Source organism: Pseudomonas sp. REP124 (assembly GCF_020164475.1).
GTDB lineage: Bacteria > Pseudomonadota > Gammaproteobacteria > Pseudomonadales > Pseudomonadaceae > Aquipseudomonas.
This window is the reverse complement of the sequence record NZ_JAIQWX010000041.1, coordinates 37,977-44,500: the sequence shown is the minus strand read 5'-3', so window position 1 is coordinate 44,500 and position 6,524 is coordinate 37,977. Positions and strand designations below refer to the sequence as shown.

At 61.3% G+C, this 6,524-nt stretch carries 6 protein-coding genes; 1 reads left to right on the top strand and 5 read right to left on the bottom strand.

What is annotated here, in order from left to right; genetic code table 11:
- Positions 1-34: 34 nt before the first annotated feature.
- The 5 genes from K9857_RS12835 to cobG all read right to left on the bottom strand — a co-directional run bounded on the left by K9857_RS12835 (position 35) and on the right by cobG (position 5,379).
- A complete protein-coding gene (locus K9857_RS12835) occupies positions 35-850 on the bottom strand; it encodes a hypothetical protein (RefSeq protein ID WP_224536255.1) in 816 nt (271 codons plus the stop codon).
- 165 nt (positions 851-1,015) lie between these two features.
- Positions 1,016-2,707 carry a precorrin-3B C(17)-methyltransferase gene (gene cobJ / locus K9857_RS12830; protein ID WP_224536253.1) on the bottom strand — a complete coding sequence of 564 codons (1,692 nt, stop codon included), beginning with the start codon at positions 2,705-2,707 and terminating at the stop codon, positions 1,016-1,018.
- Positions 2,707-3,438, bottom strand: a complete 732-nt coding sequence (locus K9857_RS12825; protein WP_224536258.1) for a precorrin-2 C(20)-methyltransferase — start codon at positions 3,436-3,438, stop codon at positions 2,707-2,709. Before K9857_RS12825 ends, cobJ begins: the two co-directional genes overlap by 1 nt.
- Entirely contained in the window at positions 3,438-4,064 is a 627-nt protein-coding gene (locus tag K9857_RS12820; RefSeq protein WP_007937188.1) for a precorrin-8X methylmutase, read from the bottom strand. Before K9857_RS12820 ends, K9857_RS12825 begins: the two co-directional genes overlap by 1 nt.
- Complete coding sequence (gene cobG / locus K9857_RS12815; protein ID WP_224536252.1) at positions 4,057-5,379, bottom strand: precorrin-3B synthase; 1,323 nt, start codon at positions 5,377-5,379, stop codon at positions 4,057-4,059. The genes K9857_RS12820 and cobG overlap by 8 nt, the downstream gene beginning before the upstream one ends.
- 17 nt (positions 5,380-5,396) lie before the next feature.
- Here cobG and K9857_RS12810 point away from each other — a divergent pair, with 17 nt between their 5' ends.
- Positions 5,397-6,227: a hypothetical protein gene (locus tag K9857_RS12810; RefSeq protein WP_224536250.1), complete on the top strand. Its 831-nt coding sequence runs from the start codon at positions 5,397-5,399 to the stop codon at positions 6,225-6,227.
- Positions 6,228-6,524: the final 297 nt, after the last annotated feature.

The following is a 6,524-nucleotide window of genomic DNA, read 5'->3' as shown; positions in this document are numbered from 1 at the left end:
CGCGGGCAAGCCTCGCTCCTACAGTGGGGGGATGTTACTTGCGGCGGCTGAAGCGCTTGACCAGGACTTCCTTGCGATGCACGCCCAGGTACTCTTCGATATCGGTTTTTATTTCCGCATACCGGGCGGGATTGAAGGTGATGAACGACTTGCCGTGAAAGACATCCAGGGAAGAGGTCTTCCAGTCGACGAACAACACTCCACCATCATTGCTTCCGCCCTGATGATCAATGGCCGCAATCGCGATCAGGATAATTCCATTGCCCATCTGCTCGACGGGTATCGTTGACAGCCGAACGCCTTCTGCCTTCTTCGATTCGACGTTCAACAAGTTGATCGCATCGGGTTCCTTTTTCAGTGCGTCCAAAGTGGAACTGGTGACCGCACTGAGTACAGCGGCACCTGGAACTGCAGCTTTTGCCGCTTCGACGGCGGCCTGAATGATATCGACCATGACATTATCCATTTCGACCTTGAGTGCACTGGCGCTGTATTTGGAATAACCCTTGTCCGCCACGAAACAGCCAAGATCCTCCATGCACTTGGCGAAGGCGTGATACCAGGCCTTGGGGTCGGAATTACCGGGTACTTCGTAGTTGGCTTCCATCTTCGACATGGTGATCAGGTTTTCAATGATCGCCATATTCTCGACGCTGATCTTGTCACCGTAACCCACCAGGCTGTTTCCCAGCACCAATGCATCCAGTTCCTTGGTCGGGCTGGTCGCTATTGTGGAAACCAGGGAACGAGCGCGTCTGCCGGCAGGCAAAGCGGCTTTGCGTTTCGCAACGCATTCCCTGATGAAATCAACACTGTGCGAAACACTGACCGAACTTTCAAAAACGTCCATGTATAAATTCCCTTTATTGAATAATTGGCGTTCCATCCAGGAACGGCAAAAACCTACTCCAACTTGTCCAGAGCAACAACTTCAAGCAAATACAGCATATGTACGCGCACAAACATGAACCGGATTGCCCAACATCTTGAGCAATCCGGTTTGTTTAAAAGATGATTATTGGATAGGCGTAAGTTTGTCGCCGTAACTGCGCGGTGTATAAACCCATGGACGACCGTCGGCACGAGGAATCACCCGCGTCGTCGAAGACCCGATGATCACCATGGTCCGCATGTCCACCTGATCGACCGTCAGCTCACCCAGGGTGGTGACGCGCAACGTCTGCCCCGGACGGCCAATGTCCCGCCCCAGCACTACCGGCGTTTGAGGCTCACGATGACGGGCGACGATCTCCAGCGCCTGCCCGAGTTGCCATGGGCGTGAACGAGAGATCGGGTTGTAGAACGCCAAGGCCAGATCGGCCTGGGCCGCCAGATCCAGGCGCGTCTCGATGATCGACCAGGGTTTGAGGTTGTCCGACAGCGACATCACGCAGAAGTCATGCCCCAGCGGCGCGCCGGCCTGGGCCGCCGTTGCCAGCGAGGCGGATACGCCCGGGAGCATTTCCAGATCGACGCTGTGCCACGCCGGGTCAGAAGACTCATGAAGCGCCTCAAGCACGGCGGCTGCCATGGCGAAGACACCGGGATCACCCGACGAGACCACCACCACCGATCGCCCTTGAGCCGCCAGCTCAAAAGCATGGCGCGCCCGCTGCATTTCTTCGCGGTTATCGGTGCAATGCAGCACCTGATCGTCGCGGAAAGGGCCGGCCATCCGCACGTAGGTTTCATACCCCAGCACATCATTGGCCCGCGCCAGTTCTGCCTTCACCGCCGGCACCATCAACTCGGCGGCACCCGGTCCCAGACCGACCACGGCCAGACGCCCGCGAGGACGACCGATCTGCGACAGGTCCAAGGGTTGCTCGGCGACCGCGATCGTAATTCGCTCATCGCCAAGCATGGAAACCGGCCGCGGGATCGCCTTAGCCAGATCATCACTGGCAAAACGCAACGGCACACCCAACTCGAGCGCAGCTTCATGCAGCGGCGCGCTGGCCATTTCCGTATCCGCGGCCAGCAGACACGCCACCGATTGCACCGCAATTTTTGCCTGATGCAGCGCTTCGCGAATCGCCTTCGCCAGATCCGCAATCCCCGCGCTGACTGCAACCACAACGCTACGGGGATAGATCAGCAATTCATTGGCCGAAGGCAGGCGCTCACCAGGACCGACATGCACCGCCAACCGCGCCTCGGCATCCTCAGGCAACTGCGCCTGCGCCAGCCACGGTGCCGAGCCTTCGATACGCACCGTTTCGCCCGCCAGCAAATCGGACACGAAACGCTTGCCCAACTCCAGGTCCGCCAGCGCATAGCCGCTCGGCGGGTTGAGCAGGCAAGTGCCGAAACGCAGTTCGCCGCTGGTGGTAATCGCAGGCGCCACGTTCAACCCGGCAGCGATTTCCCGCGCCATGACGTTCACGCCGCCCAGGCCACCGAGCAACGGCACCACTGCACTGCCATCTTCCGCCACCGCCAGTACCGGCGGTTCGGCGCCTTTTTCCAGCAGCATCGGTGCGAGGGTACGAATCACGATGCCCGCCGCGCACAGGGCGATGATGGGCGTGTCCTGTTGATAAAGCTCACGCAGGGTCGCGCCGAATTCCTCATAGGCACAGTCCGCGCCATCGACCCGCCCGGCCATTCCGTGGATCAGGGCACCGGGGTAAATCTGCGCAATCTTGCGTGCGGTGACGAGGCTGCCATTGCCGAGAATGACAATCGCCGGAGCTGGACGGGTCATCAGCCTTGCCACCTTTCACCGGGAACGATGATCAACGAGAAGTACGGCGACGACATCGGCTCGACCTCATCCAGCGGGACGATTTTCTGGTTGGCCATGGTCGCGCGCTCGACGTACAGCGCCCGCTCGGCCAGCCCCAGTTCTTCCAGCACCTGGCGCACCTTGGGAAAGTTGCGGCCCAGTTTCATGATCACCGCGGCATCGGCATCGGCCAGGCGACGCTTGAGTTCGTCGTGGGGCAGCACGCCGGACAACACCGACAGACTCTGGTTGCGATACACCAGCGGCGCGCCGAGCACCGAAGCGCCACCGAGCATCGAGCACACGCCCGGCACCACTTCGGCCTGATAACGCTCGGCGAGGCGGTCGTGCAGGTACATGTAGGAACCGTAGAAGAACGGATCGCCCTCACAGATCACCGCCACGTTGCGGCCCGCGTTCAGATGTTCGGCCAGTTGCTCGCTGGCGGTGTCGTAGAAATCGCTGATCACCTGCTCGTAGGAGAGCGGCGCCGGCAGCACTTCGGTGGTGACCGGGTAAACCAGCGGCAGCAGGGTCTGGGCATCCTGCAGGTGCGCCTCGATGATGCCGAACGCATTGCCCTTCTTGCCCTTGGCGACGAAGTACGCCACCACCGGCGATTCGCGCAGCAGGCGCAGGGCCTTGACGGTAATCAGTTCCGGATCACCAGGGCCCACGCCGAGGCCGATCAAACGTCCAGGTTGCTGCATCATTCGATCTCCGTGGCGAGGGCATTGACGGCAGCGGCAGCCATGGCGCTACCGCCCAGGCGACCCTGCATGATGACGAAAGGCACGCCACGGCTGTCCGCCGCGAGCATGGCCTTGGATTCGGCGGCGCCGACGAAGCCTACCGGGAAGCCAAGAATCAGCGCCGGTTTCGGCGCGCCGGCGTCGAGCATTTCCAGCAGGTAAAACAGTGCGGTCGGGGCATTGCCGATCACCACCACACTGCCTTCCAGATGCGGGCGCCACAGTTCCAGCGCGGCGGCGGAACGGGTGTTGCCCAGCTCCCGGGCAAGCTCGGGCACGCTGTCATCGCGCAGGGTGCAGATGACCGGGTTGTTGGCCGGCAAGCGCGCGCGGGTCACGCCTTCGGAGACCATCCGCGCATCGCACAGGATCGGCGCACCGGCGGCCAGCGCATCGCGCCCGGCCTTGCCCGCGCCTTCGGAAAACTGCAAACCGTCGATGGCCTCGACCATGCCGCAGGCGTGAATCACCCGCACCGCGAGTTTTTCCAGATCGGCCGGGATTCGCGCCAGGTTCGCCTCGGCGCGAATGATCGCGAAGGAATTGCGATAGATCTCCTGACCGTCGCGGATGTAATCAAGCATCGAGGGGGCTCCGTGAGCGGGCGTCGAGCAAGGCCGCGACCGCTTCAATAGTAAGGTTGCGTGCGTGCAGCGTGCCGAAGCCGGCCTGCGCTGCGTCGCGAAAATATAGATCGTAGTGGCCGGGCGCGACGGCCAGCAGCGTGACCGGCGCGGTGTGCGCGGCGGCGCAGGAACGCGGGCAGCCGCTCAGGTGCACGCTCAGTGCCAGGCCGTGGCGTTGCAGCAGTGCGGCCAGTTGCATGGCATCGCCTTTGGTTTCGCCCTGGCTTTTGCCGCAGCCGTTGGAACCGGTGCAGGCGATCATCCGTGTCAGCGCCTGATCGGCGTGGCACAGCAGTCCCAGTTGTTCCAGCCGCAGGATGACTTGCGCGCAGTGTTCTTCGGGAACGTTGGGCAGCAGCAGACTTTGCCAGGGGGTGAATCGCAGGGTGCCGTCGCCGAAGGTTTCGGCCAGTTGTGCCGCACCGCGCAGTGTTGCGGGGTCGAGGCGCCCCAAAGGCGGCACCGCGCCCATATAGGCGAAGCCGGTTTCTAATTGGGCATGAGCGCCGATGTGCAGAACGCTTGATTCAGCCGTGCGCCGCCAATCCGTCACAGCCTGAATGGACATACGCTCGGACAGTCGCTTGATCAGGCTTTCGAGGGTTTGCTCGGCCAGCAAATGACGCATCCGCGTTTGCTCGGGAGGCGCGAGTTCCAGGAACAACTCAAGCACCGCGACCACCAGGGCATGACCGTCTTCGAGCGCGACGGAACCTGCCGGCGCCTCTGCCGGGCAGCCGGCCAGACCGAACGCCAGCCGCACCTCGCCCTCGTGTGCAAAGGCCGAGAGCCAAAGGTCATGGGGATGTTCGAGCATGGCCAGGGCCTCGCCGCCATCGAGTTGCACGGCAAACTTGGCGCTGAGATCGTGAAAGCGTTCGTCGCCTTGCAGCGTGGCGAGAATCTGTTCGGCAAGCGGCCGGGTGTCGATCAGCCGCTGCCGATCGATGCCGGCAGCGGGGCTGAGCATCAGGTTGCGCACGTCATCGCTGGCGGCGTTGCGCGGTCCCAGGTCGGCGGCGAGCAGGCTGTCGATCAGGGCGCTTTGTTCGCTGCCGATCCCGCGAATCTGCAGGTTGGCGCGGTTGGTCGCCTCGATCACTCCGCCGGCATGGCGCTCGGCGGCATCGGCCACCGCGACGGCCTGCCGCGCACTGATCGCGCCGCCGGTGAGTTTGATCCGGCAAATACCCCCATCCAGCGCCCGGACAATACGCAACAGCCCGGGACAGGCCGTAGGACGCAAAGGGTTGGATGTCTGAGGAGCGCTCACAGGATGACCGGTACGAAATGAAGGGCAGCATTATGCCTGCTTTGTCCGGCGGGATGAAAAGCCCGCGGCACTTGGCGACGAATAGTGCGCTGCAACAATCACTGACAGCCGGAATCAATTCGCCAACTTGCTCTCGTTTGAAGCTGGTGAATCAGCCTGTACTTTTTTGCCGGAAGTACTTCACTTCATTTATCTCGGAGCAACTCATGGACAGCAAGCATTCAAATGGAATTTTGACCGGGCACAATCTGGTTTCCTGTATCGACGAACTTTCACCGCAGGATTATCTCGACCTCAGTCACTGTACGCAGATCGCCACCCGCTCGGCGGACATGGTCAGCAGCCGGTTTGCCGACTCGGCGGCGTGGCTGAACGAATACGTCTCGACCCTGAATTTTTTCGGCTGGTCGGTGTTTCAGGACGCCATTCAGACTCGCACCCGTTGCGACGTGTCGAGCAGCGTTGCGGAGTATCTGGTCAAGAGCGCCCACGGCATGCAGGACAGCCGCCAGGGCAACGCGATGATCGACACCCTCGACGCGCTGAAACCCGACAAGCCGGCGCTGAGTTCGCTGGATGAGGAAAGTTTGATGGGCGAGCGATTTCAGGTAGTGCCTGCGCGGTATGACGCGAAGGGTTTTCTGGAGATCGCGGTGTTCAATCTGGAATTGGTGGCGAATACCAGGAAGAGCAGTTTTCTGTTCTGGAGCCTGGAGAAGCAGGCGGCGAAGATTGTTCAGAGCCGGGCGTTTCTCAAGTTGGACAAGCGTGTTCTTGAAACAAAGAGGGCGCTGCTTGAGAAAAAGTGTCGTGAGCTTGTGATGAAGCGTTTTGATCTGCGCAAGTAGTTTCGCCTACTAGGACCATCCAGGCCGGACACAAACCTGTGGCGAGGGGGCTTGCCCCCGTTCGGCTGCGGAGCAGTCGTAAATCCTGCTAATGCGGTGTACCTGAAAGACCTCAGTGGCAGGTTTTAGGGCCGCTTCGCAACCCAACGGGGCGGTGCGACGTTTCGACAAGCCCCCTCGCCACAAACTCCTCATCCTTTTTACCTGTTCCCAGACCCACGTTTACTACAATTCCGGCGAATGCCACCCCCACCGCGCTATCATGCGCGACCGCCAGACAACCAGCGTCAGACGCGG

What these genes read in the sequence shown, in the direction of transcription:
- K9857_RS12825 (WP_224536258.1), bottom strand. Translation starts at nt 3,438, where the DNA reads ATGCAGCAACCTGGACGTTTGATCGGCCTCGGCGTGGGCCCTGGTGAT.
- cobJ (WP_224536253.1), bottom strand. Translation starts at nt 2,707, where the DNA reads ATGACCCGTCCAGCTCCGGCGATTGTCATTCTCGGCAATGGCAGCCTC.
- K9857_RS12810 (WP_224536250.1), top strand. Translation starts at nt 5,397, where the DNA reads ATGAAGGGCAGCATTATGCCTGCTTTGTCCGGCGGGATGAAAAGCCCG.
- K9857_RS12835 (WP_224536255.1), bottom strand. Translation starts at nt 850, where the DNA reads ATGGACGTTTTTGAAAGTTCGGTCAGTGTTTCGCACAGTGTTGATTTC.
- K9857_RS12820 (WP_007937188.1), bottom strand. Translation starts at nt 4,064, where the DNA reads ATGCTTGATTACATCCGCGACGGTCAGGAGATCTATCGCAATTCCTTC.